Genomic DNA, 17,393 nt, shown 5'->3' on the forward strand with positions numbered 1-17,393 from the left:
TCACCGAATTCCGGACCGGAGAAGTCACTACCGGAACCGACCGGGCGGACAGCACGGCGGAGCGCAGTATCATCGGTCGCTATGGGGAGGATTCACCTGTTCGGAGCAGTCGCGGTGACGGCTGTCCTGGCGGCTACGGGATGCGGCCGGCTCACCGACACGTCCCACCGCGACGCGCAACCCACCACCGTCGCGGTCGTCCACCATATCGAAGGACCACTGTCTCCCTCGATTCCAGCTTGCCGGACAACGGATCTCACCATCCGGGCGCGACGTGATGCGAACGGATCCGGCATGAGCCATGCCGGATTCGCGGTGGAGCTGACTAATCACACCGAGAACGACTGCGCCATCGCGGATCCCGGTCCGAACCTGCAACCGCTGGACGAGAACCACGAGTTGCAATACCCGGGAACCACCTCGCCGAGCGCACCCACGACTGCCGCGGGCAACACCGTCCTACCCGCCGCTGCCACCGGCATCATCCACGGCCGATACGTCGATGGCCCGGTCTGCGGTGCCCAGGACGGCCCCGATGTCGAGAAGCCGAGGCCGACGGCCTACCTGCGAGTCACCCTGCCGGACGACCCGAACCCGGTGGATGTCCCGTTCAGCGCAATCATCTACTGCCACGGCTCGATCCAGCAGAATCCGCTCGAGGTCGGTTGACGCGCTACCCGACGGCGAGTGCCGCCCGGATCCGTCCGATCGCTGAACGCTGGAGAGGGCGAGCACTTCTCGTTCCGCGGCGCGCGGTGCCTGGTTCTCGGGGACGCGGCGGCCTCGGCCATCGAACCAGTGCCCCGCCGGACCTCTGCGGTCCGGCGGGGCACTCTCGATCCCGTCAGTGGGTCGCCGAGCCGATCCGGTCGCTGAGCTCGGAGAGCAGCAGTGCCGCGAGCGCCGTTGGGGTGTCGGCGTCGAAGATCGTGGTGAGTGGCAGGGACAGGCCGGTGATCCGGTTGATCGAATCGTGTAGTTCCATCGCGGTCAGGGAGTCGAAGCCGAGTTCGCCGAAACGGTGGCCGGGGGCGATCGCGGTGGGGTCCGGGTAGCCGAGCAGGGTGGCGGCGCGGGCGCGGATCAGGTCCTCCAGCAGGCCCCGGCGGTCGGTGACGTCGAGTTGCGCGAACTCGGCCAGGAATGCTCCCGGTGCGCCTTCGGTGGTGGTGGCCGCAGACGGGCCGGGAACTGGTTGTGCGGTCGATCGTGTGGTTCGCGGTGGGGTGAGCCAGTACCGGTCGCGCTGGAACGGGTACGTGGGCAGGTCGATCGTTCGGGCGGAGCCGAAGCAGCGGTCCCAGCGTACCGGCAGGCCACGGACGTATCCGCGGGCCAGGCCGGTGGCGAACTGGTCGAGGCCACCTCGGCGGCGGCGCAGTGTCGGCAGCACCTGGGCGGATTCGCCGGCTGTCTCCGCGATCGCGGTGGACAGCACCGGATGTGGGCTCACCTCGACGAAGAAGCGGAAACCGCCGGCTGCCAACGTGTCCACGGTGTCCGCGAAGCGGACGGGATCGCGGAGATTGTCGTACCAGTATCCGGCGTCGGCTTCCGGGCCGTTCAGTGCGGCCGCGGTCACGGTGGAATACCACGGGATTCGGGCCGCACGCGGGTGCAGGACGGACAGGTGCTCGGTCAAGGCGGCGCGCGCGGGCTCGACATGTGGTGAGTGGGAGGCGAAGTCGATGGCCACCGGGTGAGCGACGACACCCGCCTTGCGGTATTCGGCGAGCAGTTCCTCGATCTCGCGGTCCGGTCCGGACACCACCGTGACTCGCGCGCTGTTGCGAGCGGCGACGGTGATACCGGGTCGGCCGGCGAGTCGTTCCTCGACCTCGGCCGCGGGCGACTGTATCGACAGCATCCGGCCGGACAGGGCAGCGCAGGCGGCGCCGCGGTGCACCACCACCTCGATCGCCTCGCGCAGGGACAGCACCCCCGCGAGGTGCGCGGCGGCGATCTCACCGAAGGAGTGGCCGATCACCGCGTCGGGTTCGACGCCGTACCACTGCCACAGTCGGGCCAGCGCCACCGTGGTCGCGAAGACCGCCGGTTGCACGAATTCCGTGCGCCGGAGGGCGGATTCGTCGTTCGAGACGGCCGTCAGGGACCAGCCCGCGATCTCGCGGATCGCGGCTTCACAGTCGGCCAGCACCGCCGCGAAGACCGGCGATGTCTCCGACAGCGCCGAAGCCATTCCCGCCCATTGGGTTCCGTGGCCGGGGAAGACGAATACGGTGCCGCCCCGCACATCCGCGCGGCCGGTGACGGCGTAACCGGGCTGGCCCGACGCGAGTGCGGCCAGGTCGGCGCGGTCGGCGCCGAAGACCACGGCGCGATGTTCGAGCCGCGCCCGGGTGGTGGCCAGTGACCAGCCGACGTCCGTGGCGGCCGCACCGCCGTCGAGTACCGCCTGCAGGCGCTCGGCCTGGGCGGCCAGGGCGGCGGGTGTCGCGGCCGAAAGGATCAGCGGTAACAGTGCGTTCGTCTCGCCCGGTGCGGGTTCGGTTGCGCCGGAATGCGATCCGGCGGGGGCCGCCTCCAGTATCACGTGGGCATTGGTGCCGCTGATGCCGAAGGCCGAGACGCTCGCACGGGCCGGGCGATCGGACTCGGGGCAGGGGGTCGCGGCGGTGGCCAGGCGCACCGATCCGGCGGCCCAGTCGGCATGCGGTGTCGCGGTGTCGACGTGCAGCGTGGACGGGACGACCCGATGGTGCAGTGCGAGCAGCATTTTGATGGTGCCGAGAATTCCGGCGGCGGCCTGGGTGTGGCCGATGTTGGATTTCAGCGAGCCGAGCAGCAGTGGTTGCGCGCGGTCGTGGCCGTAGGTCGCGAGCACCGCGTTGGCCTCGATGGGATCGCCGAGGGTGGTGCCGGTGCCGTGCGCCTCCAGGACGTCCACGTCGGCGGGGCCCAGGCCGGCGTCGGCCAGTGCGCGGCGGATCACTCGTTGCTGGGCGGGTCCGCTCGGTGCGGTCAGCCCGTTCGAGGTGCCGTCGGAGTTGACGGCGCTGCCCCGGACGATGCCGAGAATTCGGTGCCCGGCCCGCTGCGCCGCCGAGAGTCGTTCCAGGACCAGGACTCCCACGCCCTCCCCCCAGCCGGTGCCGTCGGCCGCCGCGGCGAACGGTTTGCAACGGCCGTCGGCCGCGAGCCCGTTCTGCTGGGCGAATTCGGCGAAGGCGACGGGGGTGGAGAGCACCGCGGCCCCGGCGGCCAGCGCCAGCGTGCATTCGCCGTATCGCAGCGAGCGCACCGCCAGATGCAGCGCCACCAGGCCGGACGAGCAGGCGGTGTCCACGGTGATCGCCGGGCCGTGCAGGTCCAGCACGTAGGCGATGCGGCCGGAGGCGACTCCGCCGGCGTTGCCGGTCATCATCGCGGCATCCGAGGCCGTGACGACCTCGTAGCTGCGTGGCAGGTAGTCCGAGGCCATCACTCCGGCGAACACCCCGGTATCGCTGCCGCGCAGCGTTTCCGGGTCGATGCGTGCGTGTTCGATTGCCTCCCAGGCGGTTTCCAGCAGCAGACGCTGCTGGGGATCCATCGTGGCGGCCTCGCGCGGCGAGATCCCGAAGAAGGCCGGGTCGAAACGGGTGGCGTCCAGGAAGCTGCCGCGCCGGGCATAGCCGGCGTCGGGATCGACGGTCCAGCCGCGGTCGTCGGGGAAATCGCCGATCGTGTCCCGTCCGGCGGCCAGCAGTTCCCAGAACTCGTCCGGGGACGAGACGCCGCCGGGCACCCGGCAGCCGATCCCGATCACCACGACCGGATCGTCCGCCCGCGCGCTCGTGTTCGCCCCCGAAATCGGGCCCGCTGCGGGCTCCGCACCCGCGTCCCTGATCCCCTCCGAACCTGCGCCTCCTGCGGACTCCGCACCCGTGCGCGAAGGCGATGCCGCACCGTCCGAAACACGCACGCCTGCCACTGCTTTCGAGTCGAGCAGCGTCGTCAGATGCGCGGCGAGCAGGGCCGGGGTGGGCAGGTCGTAGGCGGCCGTGGTGGCGACAGGAAGCCCGGTTGCCTCGGCGAGCTGAGTGCTCAGCCGTACCGCGCCGGAGGAGGTGAGCCCGTAGTCGGTGAACACCTGATCCGGACCGATGGGTTCGGTCGCGCCGACCACCGTAAGTACCTGCGCCCGCACCAGTTCCAGTGCCCGGGCCCGCTGTTCGGTGGCCGGGAGACCCGACACCGCACGCGTCCAGACCGGATCCGGCTCGGCGGCACGGCGATCCAGCAGTTCGGCCAGCCTGACCCGCGCGACCTTGCCCGTGGCCGTGTACGGCAGCCGGTCCAGGATCACCAGCTCCGCCGGAATCCGATACGGTGCTACACCTTTCGCGGTCAGATGCGCAGCGATCCCGGACAGGGTGATCGAGGCGCCGGGTGAGCGCAGCGTCGCGACCAGGCACGGATATTCGCCCAGCCGCTCGTCCGGGCGGCCGATCACCGCGACGCGGTCCAGGCCCGGGAGATCATCCAGCAGCGTCTCCACCTCGGGCGCAACGAATTTCAGGCCACCGACATTGATCACCTCGGCGTCCCGCCCGCGCAGCGTGATACTGCCGTCGGGGTGCGCCGCGGCTCGATCGCCGGTGCGCAGCCAGCCGTCCGCGGTCAGCGCCGCCCGGGTGAGCTCCGGGTCCCCGAGGTATTCCCGGCATCGGAAGTCGCTGCGGAACTGCAACTCTCCGGTCTCACCGGGAGCGCATTCGGCGCCGTCCGCAGTGACCACCCGGGCCCGCGCGCCGGTGACCGGACGGCCCACGCCCCGGGCGGCGGCATCGTCCGGGTCGTCCGGGCGGGTGAACAGCCCTGCGCCGACCTCGGACATCCCCCACTGCGCGATCACCGCGGTGCCGAACACCCGGCGCGCGTCGGCGACCAGGGAGGCGGGTACCGCGGCGCCGCTCACGCGGATCTCACGCAGCTGCAGTCCGGTCCCGCTCTCCTTCTCGCGCAACAGGTCCCGGATCTGCGCGGGCGCGGCGAACAGGACGGTGGCGGCGCTGTCCCGGGCCAGTCGCGCCGCGACGCGCGGGTCCCATTCGGGCAGCAGGGCCTGGCGGCCACCGGTCACCAGGCTCAGATGGACCGACAGCAGACCGAACAGGTGCGTGAGCGGGCCCGCCGCGATCAGGGTGTCGTCGGCCCGCGCCGCGGCGTCCGCGGCCACCGCGACCGCGTTCGCGATCAGGCTCTCGTGGGTGTGCACGCAGATCTTGGGACGCAACGACGTCGTTCCCGACGACGGCACGAGTACGAAGCGGTCGTCCGGCGAGACCTCTACGGGCAGTGGCGCGGTACCGGTCCAGCGGCGCACCGCATGGTCGATCGCACAGTGGCCGCCGGTGCTCTCGTCGTCGCCACCCACCACCAGAGTCGGCCGCAGCGTGGCGAATTCGGCGCCGAGCGCGGGCAGCAGCGCACGGTACCGGTCCGCGCCCACCGCCAGCGCGACCGCGCCGGTACGCGCCAGCAGTGCGCGGATCTCGTACGCGCCCAGCGCCATCGGCAGCGGCAGCAGCACCGCTCCGGCGGCGGCGACCGCGACGTGGAGGGTCAGGAATTCCCAGCAGTTCGGCAGGTGGACGGCGACGACATCGCCGGGTCCGACACCCGATTCCTGGAGGAATCGAGTCAACGCGTCCGATTCGGTACGCCAGCGGTCCCACGACCGCAATTCGTCGCCGACCCACACCGCGCCGGTGGTCCCGCCCGCGGCCGCGGCGGCCCGGAACAGCGCGGGGAGGGTGCGCGGTCCGGCGGTTCCGAGCGCGGTCACGGCAGCGGTGTCCATCCGCCGTCCGGCACGGTCATGGTGAAAACGCCGCAGCCGAAACTCAATCCGAAGGCGACCAGCAGGCCCTGACCGGCGGGCCGGTGTACCGGCTCGGTCAGCATGAGCGGTACCGAGCAGCCCAGGGTGTTGCCGTAGTCGCGCAGTACCCGATACGAGGACACGACCGTCTCGTCGCCGGGTGCGACACCGAATTCCGTGCACAACGCGTCCAGGATCCGGACGCTGCCGGTGTGCACGAGCAACGCCGCCGCCTCGGCAGGGGTGGCGAGCTTGCACGCCTCGTCGGCCAGTGCCATTTTCACCGTCTCCCGCGCGTAGTAGGCGCCGCGCGGGGTGACCAGAGGGCTGAGGGTGTACCCGCGCCGCCCGTCGACCACCGGGATATCGGATCCGCCGTCGGGCACCGTGCCGAGTTCGGCGTCCTCCGGCAGGGCGTTGGTCAGATTCGACACCGGGCCGAACCGGGGTCCGTCGCCCTCGCCGCCGAGCAGCATGGCCACCGCGGCATCGGCGAACAGGAAGCCGTGCAGCGCGTTCACCGCCTCCTGCCGCTCCTCCGGCGCCAATTCGAGGAAGTGCCGGTGGAATCCGGGCAGCGGCGGCGACAGCGGGGTGGTCGCCTCGGCGAAACAGACCAGCACCGTCCTACCGGGATGACAGGCCAGGTACCACCGCGCCGTATCGATGGCCTTCGCCATGGCCGAGCAGCCCATGTACTCGATGCTGAGATTCTGTGCGGTGCGGGGCAATTCCGGCATCCGCGCGAACATGTCGCAGACCAGGCTCGGCACCAGCCGGCCCGGACTGCTGGAGACGCCGAGCACCAGGCCGATCGACTCCACCTGCTCCGGTGTCCCGGCGAGACAGCGGCGCGCGGCGCGGACGGCGAGATCGACGACGGGGATACCGATCTCGGGCTCCGCGCCGCGGAACAGGACGTCCGGATAGTTGGTCAGGATCGAGTGCCGGTTGTCGACGCCGAGGCTGCCCAGCATCTCCTCGAGCCGGTCGGACAGATGTCCCTGCCCGGCGTCGAGCAGTTCATCGGTGGAGTACGCGGACCGCGGCAGTTCGGCGGCGATGCCGAGCAGAGACGGGTCGATCATCGTGACGGTCACAGGTTTTCACCTCGGAATGCGAGCTGGATGTGGGGTGCGGGCGGTCGCATCAGAGGATCCGATCCGCGACCGGCAGGCCGAGCGCGCCCTGCCCGAAGTTGATCAGCGGCCGTTCCGCGGAGTTCGCGCGGTGCAGGCTGCCGGTGGTCACGTCACGCCAATGCCGTTCCAGCACATCGGGACTGCGCGCGGCCCGGCCGCCGGCCAGCCGGAACAGGGCCGTGGTCGCGTCCACCGCGCGCTCGACCGCCCGCACCTGATCGCGGCGGGCCCGCAGGCGCAGATCGAGCGGGATCTCCTCGCCCGCTTCGGCGCAGCGCAACGCGGCGGCGAGATTGTGCTCCAGTTGCAGTATTCCGGCGTCGATCTCGGCGGCCACGCGGCTGACCCGCTCCGCGACACCGGGGCCGGATTCCCGGCCCCGCATCCGATCGAGGAATGCCGCGTACGCGCCCTCGGCGGCGCCGAGCAGCGGTGCGGTCACCCCGCCGGGCAGGATGCTGGTGAACGGAAGGCGGTACAGGGCAGGCAGTTCCGAATCGGGACCGTCCTCGGCATTGTGCTGCTCGGCGTCGTGGACGCGATGCGCGGGCACGAAGGCAGCATCGACGACGAGATCGTGACTACCGGTTCCCGCCAGGCCCACCGCCTGCCACACCTCGTCGATGGTGCAGTCGGCGCGCGGCAGCAGCAGCGTGAGGTGGGCGCCGGGGGCCGGGTCGTCGGCCGTGGTCAGCGCGCCCACCATGATCCAACCGGCGTGCTGGCAGCCGGAGGAGAAACTCCAGCGTCCGGACAGTTCGAAGCCACCCGGAACCCGCGTCACCCGGCCCGAGGGCACATACGAGGTCGCGATCACCGAATCCGGATCCGCACCCCACACGTCGTGCTGCGCGGCGGCGGAAAACAACGCCAATTGCCATGCGTGCGTGCCGAATACCGATGTCACCCAGCCCGTCGACGGGCATCCGGCGGCGAGCGCGCGGACCACGGCGAAGAACTCCACCGGCGAGGCCTCGGCCCCACCGAACTCCCGGGGTTGCAACATCCGGAACACGCCGGCGTCGGTCAACTCGCGCACGGTGCGATCGGGCACCCGGCGTTCACGTTCGGTGTCCACGGCGCGCGCCGCGATGTCCGGGACGAGGTCCCGGATCCGGTCCAGCATCTTGGTATCGGTCATCGGCCAATCCACTACGGTTTCGATGTTTTCGGGGGCGCCGGCCGTCGTCGGCCCGATGCGCCCGGCACGGCAGAGCCTAGAACCGCGGCGAATTCGGAAACAGCGGCGAAAACGACAGATTCGGTACCGGATACGACATTTGCGGCCGGGTCGCGGAAATACGTTGCGCGACTTAGGGTGTCTCGCGTGATCGACTTACCGGAAACACGCTCCGGCACTGTGTCCGATCCCGGATCCGACCTGTGCGATACCGAGGACGACACCCGGCTGGGGCAACTCACAGACTATCTGGCACACCATTGTTCGCGTGCCGTTCTGACCGGACTGCTGGCCGGGCGGGACAGCGGCGATCCGATCGGCGACCGCCTGGTCCTGGACCATGCCGCGGCGCTGGTGTTCCCGCCCTCGGTGGCCGCGCTGCACCACCGGCTCGTCGCCGCCGGCTTCCGGATCCTGGACACCGTTCCCAGTGTCATTGTGCAGCAACGACTTTGCCAGCGCTACGAGCTCGACCCGGCGCACTGCGCGGTCTCCATCCTGTTCGCCTCCCGCGATCGCGACGGCGCGGCGGCACCGCAGCGACTGGAACTGTTCTACCCGGCGCCCACCGCATCGGCCGGCCCCGCGTTGCGACGGGCCCGCGCCGACGAACGTATCCACAATCGGGAGACCCATTTCGCCTTCACCGTCCGCGAATTCGATTCGGACACTTATCGTTCGATCCGCGCATATCTCGCCGAATCGGGCGGGCTGCACCCCGACGGCGGCGGCTGGAATCCGCACGAGCGCAGTCACGGAACAGGTTGCTCGACATTCTATTTCGCGGGTCCGGGGACCGTTCCCGGCAAGCCGTGGCCCCGGCGCCTGGAAATCATCTGCGGCGGACTGCACGCCGCGGAACTCACCGCGCACGGGGTATTCCCGCCGGGCCGCGACTGACCCTTCACCAGGCGGAGCGAGCGGCACGGATCTCCGCGACCGTGACGCCACGCCGCCGCCGGATCAGGGTCCGCAGTGTGCTCGCGTTCTGATAGCCCACCCGCCCGGCCACCGCGTCCACCGTCAGCGCGGTGGTGCGCAGCAGTTCGACGGCGCGCTCCAGCCGGATGTCGTGCACGAATTCCTGTGGCGACTTGCCCAATTCGGCCTGCATGGCACGTTGCAGACCGCGCTCGGAGGCGCCGAGCATCCGGGACACGTCGGCGAGCCGCATCGGCTCGGACAGATTCGTCCGCACCCACCGCTCGAAATCGGCGACCAGTACGTTACCCCGCGCGACGACCTCCGGAATCACATGCGCCGCTTGGGATTTCCGATTGCCGACCGCCATGTACCGGCTGGTCAGCGTCGCCAAGGCCGGGCTCTGCGCCTGCACCAGCGACAGCGCCAGATCCAGATGCGACAGCGACGCACCCGCCGTGGTCACCTGGTCTCCCCGGCACAGCGTGCGGCCCTCGTCGAGTTCCGCCTTCGGATACCGGCGCCGGAACACCGGCCCCAGCCACCAACTCGTCGTCGCGGGCTGCCCGTCCAGCACCCCCGCCTCCGCGAGGAAGAAGGTACCGGTGCAGGCCCCGGCCAGATGCACGCCCCGCGCGCGCGAGCACGCGATGAGGTCCAGCACCGCGCGGCTCTCGGGCGCCGACACCAATCCGATGAGCGCCTCGGCCTCCAGCGCCGCGACCGCCGGCACGATCATCACGTCCGCGTCACCGTCGCACTCCGCCAGCGGCACGGTCGGAATGAGATGGCCGTATCCGGAGCGGACCCCGGCGCCGAACGACACACAGCGCACCGACCACGGCGGTGACGCGTTATCCAGTTCGGTACGAAGCGAATTCGCCGTGTTCAGGGTCTCCAGCAGCGCGGCCAGCCCGAAGTCGGCAACGCCCTCCACAACGAGAATGACGACGTTCATGTCGGGTACAGTATCCAAAACACCGATCCCGACAACTCCGGTGAGCCGATCCGGGCGGGATATCGGCAACATCACACGCACCGCGCGGCCGGTATCACCGGCCCGGCCGGGAATTCGACCCCGCTACCGGCCCTGCCCGGCCGATCGGCCCGCGCAACGGCGCACCCGACGACCGAGCTCGGCGACGAACAGGCTGCTACTTGTGCTTCTTGACCTTGTTCTCCAGGGCCTCGACACCGGATTGAGCGGTCGCCGACTTGGCCTTCTTCTCCGCTCGCTTCTCCTTGATGGATTTTCCCTGCTTTTTGGACATCGTGCTGCGCGGAGATTTATCGGACAACGGGAACGTCCTTTATTTGCAAGGCCTCAGTGGTCTTGATGCCCCGACAGTACACCACCCGGAACGCCCGCCCGGCCGCCGCGCCGCCCCGCCGAACCCGGTGCCACGCCCCCGCTCCCGGGCCGCCGCGCACCCGCGCTCGCGGGCGACGGACGTCGCGAACGCGCCGATACCCGATTCCGCTGTCACAGAGGACAATCGGACCGGACGGTATGCGCGGAGCGCGCCACGGCCGGCCGGTCGCAGGCACTCCGGCCACCGCCGTCAATATCCCGGACGGGAATTCTCGTTCGAAATCACGATACATTTCCATGACCGAACGTGATCGATCGAATTGAATTCACGCCGTACCGAAATCATTGACCTGGGTATATTCGCGTGTTGAAGTCTTGATGGCCGCCGGGACGGGCATCCGGGGTCCACGACAGGGTGGTCACAACCATTGCCCGATTCCGGTCTCACTTCGACGAACGGGTGAAATGTCTACACATGATGGGGGCGGCGGCGCGTCCGGCCGGCGCGGAATACGTGCGCGCCGGCGGCGGGCCGCGTGGATCGCCGCCGGCGCGGTGCTCGCGGTGGTGGTCGTGGCCGGTGTCGTCGCCGGGTTCGCCGGATCGAATTCCCGCGGCCCGGACGCCGCGGCACCGGACGGCACGCTGGTGTACGGGATCTCGGGCACCCAGGTGTCGCTGGACCCCGCCGTCGCGGCCACCGCGGTGACCAGTGTGATCAACCGCAACATCTTCGATTCCCTGGTGGCGCAGACCGGGCCGGACACGTTCACCCCCTGGTTGGCGTCGTCGTGGACGATCTCCGGCGACGGCCGGACCTATCGGTTCGCCCTGCGCGACGGGGTGACCTTCCACGACGGCACGCCGTTCACCGCCGACGCCGTGCGGGCCAGCCTGGATCACGTCGTCGACCCGAACACCAAATCGGCGTACGCGGCGTCGCTGATCAGTGCCTATCAGGAAACGCGGATCGTCGATCCGCACACGGTGGAAATCGTCCTGAAGCAGCCGTTCACGCCATTCCTGCAGGCATTGTCGACGCCGAGCCTGGGAATTCAGAGCCCCGCGGCGCTCACCGCAGCGAATTACCGGCCGGTCGGTACCGGTCCGTTCGCATTCGAGCAGTGGGATCAGGGCAAGAGCGAGTCGCTGACCCGCTTCGACGGATACGATTCGCCACCGCCGGGCGCCCGCCATTCCGGGCCCGCGCGGTTCGGCAAGCTCGTCTTCCGGTTCATCAACGAGGACGCGACCCGGTACGGGGCGCTGACCAGCGGGCAGGTGCAGGCGATCGCGGGTGTGCCGCCGGTGTCGGCGGGCGATCTCGCCGGCCGCGACGGATTCACCCTGCGCGCCGATCAGACGCCGGGGCTCAACTACAACGTCTACCTCAACCAGTCGCGGGGGCCACTGGCCGATCAGGTTGTGCGCAAGGCACTCTCGGCCTCGGTGGATGTCGCGAAGCTGGTGGACAACATCTACTTCGGCCGGTATCCGGTGGCGGACAACCCGATCAGCAAGGTGACCGCCGACTACGATGCCTCGGCTCGCAACGATCTGACCGGATACGACCCGGAGAACGCGAAGCGGCTGCTCGATCAGGCGGGGTGGAATCGCCTCGGCCCCGACGGTATCCGGGTGAAGGACGGTGCGCGGCTGTCGCTGGTGTGGCCGTACTGGCCCGACGGCACGCGGGAGCAGCGCGATGTCGTCGCCGACGGTATCCGGGCGCAGGCTCGCGCGGTCGGGATCGAGATCCAGCGGCCGACGGTCGATACCGGCACCTACGTCGACAAGTATCTGATCGGTGGCGGTTACGATCTCGTCGACGTCAGCTTCGCCCGGCCCACTCCGGATGTGCTGCGGTTCGCCTTCTACTCCGCCAACACCTACGCCAAGGCGGGCGGCAATGTGGCACTGGTGAATTCGCCGCAGCTCGACGCACAGGTGACCGAGGCGGCGGCCACCGGGGACGCGGGGCGTGCCGCCGCGAACTACGCCGCGGTGCAGCACGATGTGCTGAAGCAGGCCTACATCATCCCGATCTACACGCCGGTGAGTCTGACCGGTGTGTCGAAATCCGTGCGGGACTTGACCTTCGACGTGCAGACCTATCCGCGGTTCTACGACGCCTGGCTCGCGGCATGACCGAACGGCTGCGCCGGGCAGGGGGGCGGGCCGCCGCGGCGGTTCTGGTGATCTGGGCGGCGGCCACCCTCACTTTCGCCGGGCTGCAGGCGATTCCGGGCGATCCGGCGCGAGCCATCGCCGGGGGTGTCGCGGCGACCAGCTCACCGCAGGTGCTCGCGCAGATTCGCCGGGAGTACGGCTTCGACGCGCCGCTGTACGTGCAGTACGGCCGCTTCCTGGCGCGATTGTCGCGCGGGGATCTCGGCACGTCGTATCAGCAGCATCGGGCGGTCCGGTCGATCATCGCCGAACAGCTGTGGCCCACACTGTCGCTCGCGGTCGGCGGGCTGTTGCTCGGGCTGGGGCTGTCGGTGACGGTCGCGGTGTTCACCGCGCAGCGGCGCCGGGTGCGGGCGGTGGCGCGCGCGGCGGAGTTCACCGCGCTGTCGATGCCCACCTATTGGGTGGGATTTCTGCTGCTGGCGCTGTTCTCGTTCCGGTGGCGGCTGTTCCCGGTGATCGGCGAGACCGGGTGGCGCGGATCGGTGCTGCCGGTGGTGACCCTCGCCGTCGCGGTCGCCGGGGTGTTGTCCCAGGTGACCCGGGACGGACTCGAGGATGCCCTGAATCAACCGTTCGCGTTGACCGTTCGCGCGCGCGGCGCCTCCGAGCTGCGGGTGCGGTCGCGACATGCGTTGCGGCATGCGGCGGCGCCGGTGCTGACGCTGTCGGGATGGATGCTGGGCAATCTGCTCGGTGGTGTGGTGGTCGTCGAAACCGTCTTCGCGCGTAAGGGTTTGGGGCAGGTCCTGGTGACCGCCGTGCGCGGCCGCGACTATCCGGTGGTGACCGCGCTGGTGATACTCACGGCGGCGGCCTTCTCGCTGATCTCCCTCGTACTCGATCTGCTGTACCGGCTGGTGGACCCGCGGATCCGGGAGGCCGTCCGGTGACCGCGGCATTCGCCGCCGTGCCGGGGGTGGTGCGGGTCCGAGCGGTGCTGCGGCGGCCGGGCCGGATCGTGGCCGCGCTGACAGTCCTCGCGGTGGCGGTGGCGGTCGTCGCGCCCGGGTTGCTCGCGGGCTCGCCGGAGTCGATCGATCCCGGTGTCGCACTGCGCGCGCCGAGTGCGGCGCATCCGTTCGGCACCGATTGGCTGGGCCGAGACGAGTACGCGCGCGTGGTCTACGGTGCGCGGACATCGCTGCTGGTCGGTATCGGCTCGACGGTGCTGTCGACGGTGGCGGGGACGCTGTGGGGGCTGGCCGCGGCGCTGGGCGGCCGGCTGGCCGATCGGATCGCGATGCGGGCGGCAGACGTGCTGCTGGCCTTTCCGACGATTCTGATGGCGTTGCTGGTGGTGGCGGTGCTGGGGCCGGGCACCGGCAATGTCGTGCTCGCCATCACCATCGCGCTGACACCGGGTTTCGCCCGACTGGTCCGCATCCGTACCCATCTGGTCCGGCACTTCGCCTATGTCCGTGCGGCGTTGGATCTGGGCACCGCGCCCTGGCGGGTGACGTTGCGGCACATCGTGCCGAATGTGCTGCTGCCCTTGGGGGTTCTCGTGGTGATCAACATCGGGACCGCGATCATCATCGGTTCGTCGCTGAGTTTCCTCGGGCTCGGCCCGGATTCGGAGATACCGGAGTGGGGGGCGATGCTCGCGCAGTCACGCAACTATCTCGGCGCCGCGTGGACGCTGGCGCTGTTCCCCGGACTGGCGGTCACGGTGACGGTCATGGCGATCAGCGTGCTCGGCCGCGCCCTGCGGGCCGGGGTGGACGGGGAGTCACCCGATGAGTGACCCGCTGCTGGAAGTACGTGGCCTGTCGGTCGATTTCGGTCCCACCCGCGCCGTGGCCGAGGTCGATCTCGAGCTGGCGGCCGGCGGTTGCCTGGCGATCGTCGGTGAATCGGGTTCCGGCAAGAGCGTGACCGCGCGCACGCTGCTCGGCCTCGCCGGTCCGGGGGCGCGGGTGCGGGCCGAGACCCTCACGCTCGGCGGGACGGACCTGCGCCGCGCGAGTGCCGCGCAGTGGCGGCGCATCCGGGGCCGGCGGGTGGGGTTCGTGTTGCAGGATGCCCTGACCTCGCTGGATCCGTTGCGCCGCATCGGTTACGAGGTCGCCGAGCCGCTGGAGATCCATCGGCTGGCATCCGGCGACGGACTCGACGACGCCGTGTTCGGGCTGCTGCGGCGGGCCGGCATCCCGGACCCCGATCACCGGTGGCACCAGTACCCCCACGAATTGTCCGGTGGCCTGCGTCAGCGGGCGCTCATCGCATCGGCCATCGCGGCGGAACCCGAATTGCTGATCGCGGACGAGCCGACCACCGCACTGGATGTCGTGGTGCAGCAGCAGATCCTGGCACTGCTACGGGAACTGCGGGCCGCCGGTACGGCGGTGCTGCTGATCAGTCACGACCTGGCCGTGGTGGCCGAATCCGCCGACGACGTCGCGGTCATGTACGCGGGCAGCGTGGTCGAGCAGGGTCCCGCGGCCGCGGTCCTCACCGCTCCGGCGCACCCGTACACGGCCGAATTGCTCGCGGCCACACCGCGTATCGACGGACCGATCGCCGCGGCGCCGCGCCGGTGGGCGCCACCGGCCGCGGACGGCTGCCCGTACGCGCCGCGGTGCCCGGCGGCCGACGCGCACTGCCGGACGCGGCGTCCGCCACCGGTGACGTTGCCGGACGGGCGCCGGGTGCGTTGCCTGTACCCGTCCCGCACCGTGGTGCCGACGACGCCGATACCCGCCCCGCCGGTCGCGCCACCCACGCCGAATCGGCCGCCGTTGCTGGAGTTCCGGGAGGTCACCCGGCATTTCCGCCTGCCCGGCGGCAGCCGCAACCTCGCCCTCGACTCGGTCTCGCTCACACTGCATCCGGGCGAGGCGCTCGGCGTGGTGGGCGAATCCGGTTCCGGGAAAAGCACACTCGCCCGGCTGGCCCTGGCCCACCTGGCGCCCGACGCGGGTGCGGTGCTGCTCGACGGGCAGCCGTGGTCGGAGCTGCGCGAATCCGCCCGCCGGCCGTCGCGGCACCGGGTGCAACTCATCGATCAGGACCCGTTGAGCGCCTTCGATCCCCGCGATTCGACGGCGGCGATCATCGGGGCGGCGCTGCGCCGGATCCGGTCCCGCGCGGCGCGATCCGAGCGCATCGACGAATTGCTGCGCGATGTCGGACTAGAGCCGTCGGTGCGCGACAGCCGTCCGGCCCAGCTGTCGGGCGGGCAGCGGCAGCGGGTCGCCATCGCGCGAGCACTGGCCGCCGCACCCGACTTGCTCGTCGCCGACGAGCCGGTGTCCGCGCTGGACATCACGATTGCGGCCCAGATACTGGACCTGTTCGACCGGGTCCGGCACGACAGCGGTGCGGCCCTGTTGTTCATCTCGCACGATCTGGCCGTGGTGCGCCGGCTGTGCCGCCGGATCGCCGTGATCCGGCACGGCCGGATCGTCGAAACCGGTCTTACCGCAGAGGTTTTCGCTTCACCCCAGCACGAATACACCCGTCGTCTGCTGGCCGCGGTGCCGCGTGCGGCAGGCGCGGCTCTCGCGAAAGGAACCATATGACCTCGACCGCCGGCCAGCGGGTCGCGATCGTCACCGGCGCGGCCTCCGGCATCGGCCGGGCCACGGCCGAACTGTTCGCCGAACGCGGTGAGCACGTGCTCGCCGTCGATGTCGACGAACGCGGCCTCGCCGAATTGACCGGCGGGCAGGTGACTCTGGTCGGCGACGTCGCCACCGAGCCCGCCAACCGGGCCGCCGTGCAGACCGCGCTGGATCTGTTCGGCCGCATCGACACCATCGTGCTCAACGCCGGCATCGGCGGCACTCCGCCGCTGGAGGCGCCCGGCGCCGTCGACCGGGCCGACCGGATCTTCGGCGTGAATCTGCGCGGGCCGATTCACGGTCTGCGCGCGGCGATTCCGGCGCTGCGCGCGTCGCGGGGATCGGCCGTACTCACCTCGTCGGTGGCCGGTCTGCGCGGTGACCCGGGCAACTGGGCGTACAACGCCTCGAAGGGCGCACTGGTCAATCTGGTCCGGGCGTTCGCGATCGACTATGCCGGGGACGGGGTCCGGGTCAACGCGCTCGCGCCGGGACTGACCCGGACCGGCATCACCGCGAACGTGCATCAGGATCCGCGCGTACTGGCGGCGATCGAACGCCGGATCCCGTTGGGCCGCTTCGCCGAACCGATCGAACAGGCGGAGGCCGTCTGGTTCCTCGCCTCCCCCGCCGCCGGTTACATCACCGGTACCACCCTGGTCGTGGACGGCGGCCTGGACGCCAACCTCGGCATCCTGCCGCTGCCCGGCCAGGGGTTCTGAACACCTCGCTCCACCAACCGATTCCGACGTTCCATCTCATCGAGGAGGCACATCATGACGACCATTTCCGCGGTCGAGGTCAACAAGGCCGCCGCGCGCCGGTTCTACGAGGAGGCGATCACCCAGGGCAAGCTGGAGGTGCTCGACGAGATCATCGCCGACGACGGACGCGACACCGCGTCCCCGGCCGCCGACATCACCGGCCGCCAGGGTTTCGTCGAGCACATCACCTGGCTGCGTGCCAATGTCGAGGGCGTGACCGCCACGGTGGACGATCTCATCGCCGAGGGTGATCGCGTCGTCGTCTACTGGACCATCGACGGGGTGCAGCGCGGTGAGCTGTTCGGCGTGCCCGATTCGGGTGCGGGGCGCCGCTTCACCGGGGTCAGCATCAGCACCATCCGATTCCGGGACGGGCGCATCGTCGAATACGCCGTGCTGCCCGACCGTTTCGGCATCGTGTCCCAACTGCTCCGGTGAGCACACCCACCCGGGACTGATCCGGGAAACGCCGTCGGCCGGCACGGATTTCC

Annotated in this window: 12 protein-coding genes; 8 read left to right on the forward strand and 4 right to left on the reverse strand. The window is 70.3% G+C overall.

What is annotated here, in order from left to right; translation table 11 throughout:
• Positions 1 to 294 precede the first annotated feature (294 nt).
• The gene (locus G361_RS0108900; protein WP_019926720.1) at positions 295 to 669 is read left to right on the forward strand and encodes a hypothetical protein; all 375 of its coding nucleotides are present in this window, start codon (positions 295 to 297) and stop codon (positions 667 to 669) included.
• Positions 670 to 844: 175 nt separating this feature from the next.
• On the opposite strand, the gene G361_RS42880 is transcribed toward G361_RS0108900, so the two are convergent.
• Genes G361_RS42880 through hsaA form a run of 3 tightly spaced genes read right to left on the reverse strand, consistent with a single transcriptional unit; the run spans position 845 to position 8,110 of the window.
• Positions 845 to 5,806 carry a type I polyketide synthase gene (locus G361_RS42880; protein ID WP_019926721.1) on the reverse strand — a complete coding sequence of 1,654 codons (4,962 nt, stop codon included), beginning with the start codon at positions 5,804 to 5,806 and terminating at the stop codon, positions 845 to 847.
• Positions 5,788 to 6,927 (reverse strand): 3-oxoacyl-[acyl-carrier-protein] synthase III C-terminal domain-containing protein, encoded by a 1,140-nt coding sequence (locus G361_RS0108910; protein ID WP_019926722.1) that lies wholly within the window; start codon positions 6,925 to 6,927, stop codon positions 5,788 to 5,790. The genes G361_RS42880 and G361_RS0108910 overlap by 19 nt, the downstream gene beginning before the upstream one ends.
• Before the next feature lie 49 nt (positions 6,928 to 6,976).
• On the reverse strand, positions 6,977 to 8,110 hold the full coding sequence (gene hsaA / locus G361_RS0108915; protein WP_019926723.1) for a 3-hydroxy-9,10-secoandrosta-1,3,5(10)-triene-9,17-dione monooxygenase oxygenase subunit: 1,134 nt from the start codon (positions 8,108 to 8,110) through the stop codon (positions 6,977 to 6,979).
• A gap of 219 nt (positions 8,111 to 8,329) precedes the next feature.
• Here hsaA and G361_RS0108920 point away from each other — a divergent pair, with 219 nt between their 5' ends.
• Entirely contained in the window at positions 8,330 to 9,049 is a 720-nt protein-coding gene (locus G361_RS0108920) for a hypothetical protein (protein ID WP_019926724.1), read from the forward strand.
• Positions 9,050 to 9,053: 4 nt separating this feature from the next.
• Here G361_RS0108920 and G361_RS0108925 read toward each other — a convergent pair whose 3' ends face one another.
• Positions 9,054 to 10,028 carry a GlxA family transcriptional regulator gene (locus G361_RS0108925; protein WP_019926725.1) on the reverse strand — a complete coding sequence of 325 codons (975 nt, stop codon included), beginning with the start codon at positions 10,026 to 10,028 and terminating at the stop codon, positions 9,054 to 9,056.
• A gap of 819 nt (positions 10,029 to 10,847) precedes the next feature.
• Between G361_RS0108925 and G361_RS0108935 the strand changes: the two genes are divergently transcribed.
• From G361_RS0108935 to G361_RS0108960, 6 genes are read left to right on the forward strand one after another with little or no spacing between them, the layout of a single operon-like run.
• On the forward strand, positions 10,848 to 12,530 hold the full coding sequence (locus tag G361_RS0108935) for an ABC transporter substrate-binding protein (protein ID WP_019926727.1): 1,683 nt from the start codon (positions 10,848 to 10,850) through the stop codon (positions 12,528 to 12,530).
• Positions 12,527 to 13,465 carry an ABC transporter permease gene (locus G361_RS0108940; RefSeq protein WP_019926728.1) on the forward strand — a complete coding sequence of 313 codons (939 nt, stop codon included), beginning with the start codon at positions 12,527 to 12,529 and terminating at the stop codon, positions 13,463 to 13,465. The genes G361_RS0108935 and G361_RS0108940 overlap by 4 nt, the downstream gene beginning before the upstream one ends.
• A complete protein-coding gene (locus G361_RS42885; protein WP_019926729.1) occupies positions 13,462 to 14,319 on the forward strand; it encodes an ABC transporter permease in 858 nt (285 codons plus the stop codon). Before G361_RS0108940 ends, G361_RS42885 begins: the two co-directional genes overlap by 4 nt.
• Complete coding sequence (locus G361_RS42890) at positions 14,312 to 16,096, forward strand: ABC transporter ATP-binding protein (RefSeq protein ID WP_019926730.1); 1,785 nt, start codon at positions 14,312 to 14,314, stop codon at positions 16,094 to 16,096. Before G361_RS42885 ends, G361_RS42890 begins: the two co-directional genes overlap by 8 nt.
• The gene (locus tag G361_RS0108955; RefSeq protein ID WP_019926731.1) at positions 16,093 to 16,860 is read left to right on the forward strand and encodes an SDR family NAD(P)-dependent oxidoreductase; all 768 of its coding nucleotides are present in this window, start codon (positions 16,093 to 16,095) and stop codon (positions 16,858 to 16,860) included. The genes G361_RS42890 and G361_RS0108955 overlap by 4 nt, the downstream gene beginning before the upstream one ends.
• Before the next feature lie 54 nt (positions 16,861 to 16,914).
• A complete protein-coding gene (locus G361_RS0108960; RefSeq protein ID WP_019926732.1) occupies positions 16,915 to 17,340 on the forward strand; it encodes an ester cyclase in 426 nt (141 codons plus the stop codon).
• Positions 17,341 to 17,393: the final 53 nt, after the last annotated feature.

Origin of the sequence: Nocardia sp. BMG111209, from assembly GCF_000381925.1 — a bacterium.
Taxonomy (GTDB): Bacteria; Actinomycetota; Actinomycetes; order Mycobacteriales; family Mycobacteriaceae; genus Nocardia.

Coding starts and splice junctions, on each gene's coding strand:
- G361_RS0108900 (WP_019926720.1), top strand. CDS start 295: ATGAGCCATGCCGGATTCGCGGTGGAGCTGACTAATCACACCGAGAAC.
- G361_RS42880 (WP_019926721.1), bottom strand. CDS start 5,806: ATGGACACCGCTGCCGTGACCGCGCTCGGAACCGCCGGACCGCGCACC.
- hsaA (WP_019926723.1), bottom strand. CDS start 8,110: ATGACCGATACCAAGATGCTGGACCGGATCCGGGACCTCGTCCCGGAC.
- G361_RS0108925 (WP_019926725.1), bottom strand. CDS start 10,028: ATGAACGTCGTCATTCTCGTTGTGGAGGGCGTTGCCGACTTCGGGCTG.
- G361_RS0108935 (WP_019926727.1), top strand. CDS start 10,848: ATGTCTACACATGATGGGGGCGGCGGCGCGTCCGGCCGGCGCGGAATA.
- G361_RS0108940 (WP_019926728.1), top strand. CDS start 12,527: ATGACCGAACGGCTGCGCCGGGCAGGGGGGCGGGCCGCCGCGGCGGTT.
- G361_RS42890 (WP_019926730.1), top strand. CDS start 14,312: ATGAGTGACCCGCTGCTGGAAGTACGTGGCCTGTCGGTCGATTTCGGT.
- G361_RS0108955 (WP_019926731.1), top strand. CDS start 16,093: ATGACCTCGACCGCCGGCCAGCGGGTCGCGATCGTCACCGGCGCGGCC.
- G361_RS0108960 (WP_019926732.1), top strand. CDS start 16,915: ATGACGACCATTTCCGCGGTCGAGGTCAACAAGGCCGCCGCGCGCCGG.